We start from the raw sequence: 1411 nt of genomic DNA on the forward strand, positions 1-1411 counted from the left end.
ACTACTGTGAGTATTGATGGTGGCTGGTCTGGGACTGGCTGGCAGAGTAGGAACTGACCGTCCCATTGATCATCATGACCCTCAGAACTACTGACTCGAACGATGTCCTCGTCGGGATCTGTCTGATGATTGGTGGGCGGTCGGCACCGGCTCGGCCCACATCGATAACTTGATCAGAAGGTTGTCCGTTCCTGACCGAACGTGACTCATCACAGTAGTGTTTCGACGTGACTATCTCCCGGACCGGAGCCGACCGTTTGACGGTCGGATCTCATCCGCTCTGACACGGGAGAATCACGAACCGTCATGACTATCATCTCGCATTTATACGCGTTTGTCGTTGGCGTCGACACCCACGCGAAGAACCACGTCTACAGTGTCCTCACCCACACTGGTGAGCACGTCGACACTGCCACGTTCCCGACCACGAAAGCTGGCCTGAAACGGGCCCTGGCGTGGGTCGGCCGTCGTACTCGCGGGGACCTCGATACCCTGTGGGTGATCGAGGGTATCGGCACTTACGGGGCGATCCTGGCCGACCATGTCGCCGACGCAGGCTATACGGTCGCCGAGGCTGCCAGCATGAATGCTCGCGACCGGCACGCCACGGGCAAGGACGACCGGATCGATGCCAGACGGATCGCTGGCGCGGTCCTGCCTTTGGACGAGTCGCGGCTGCGTTTTCCCCGGCAGGCTGATGGGCCGCGCCAGGGACTGCGGATCCTGGTCAAGGCGCGGGAGTCCATGACTCAGGAGAAGACTCGCACCATCAATGCGCTCACTGCGCTGTTGCGTACTCATGACCTTGGTATGGATGCGCGTCGGAAACTGTCGGTCGTCAAGATTCAGACGGTGGCGAAGTGGCGGCTCAGGAACGAGTCTGTGGCACTGAGCGAGGCTCGTCGGGAAGCTATTCGGTTAGCCAAACGCGTCGTCGAGCTCGAAGCGGACATCAAGGACTACGCCACTCGGATCGAGGCGTTGGTCAAGGACAGTCCAGGGGCGGTGTTGCTGGCTGAGTCGGGGATCGGTCCGATCAGCGCGGCTGTGTTCTACCTGGCGTGGTCGCATCATGGGCGGGTGCGTTCCGAGGCAGCGTTCGCGAAGTTGGCGGGGGTCTGCCCGATACCGGCGTCGTCGGGGAATGTGGTGAGGTTTAGGCTCAATCGCAGTGGTGATCGGCGGTTGAATTCTGCGTTGTACATGGTGGCTATCACGCGGCTTTCTCACCATCAGCGGTCCCAGGAATATATGGCGAAACGGCTTGGTGAGGGGAAGACGAAGAAGGAGACGATCCGGTGTATGAAGCGTCACGTGGCTCGTTCTGTGTATCGGATTCTCGAGGCCACGAAACCGATCGGCCAAGCCGCTTGACAGACATAGAAGGATCCTGACGGCGGCTCAGCAACCT

General features: G+C 60.1%; 1 protein-coding gene. It reads left to right on the forward strand.

What is annotated here, in order from left to right; genetic code table 11:
* The first annotated feature begins 306 nt into the window (after positions 1-306).
* On the forward strand, positions 307-1374 hold the full coding sequence (locus HK353_RS16775; protein WP_173158020.1) for an IS110 family RNA-guided transposase: 1068 nt from the start codon (positions 307-309) through the stop codon (positions 1372-1374).
* Positions 1375-1411: the final 37 nt, after the last annotated feature.

Origin of the sequence: Brevibacterium permense (genome assembly GCF_013280495.1) — a bacterium.
Classification (GTDB): domain Bacteria; phylum Actinomycetota; class Actinomycetes; order Actinomycetales; family Brevibacteriaceae; genus Brevibacterium; species Brevibacterium permense.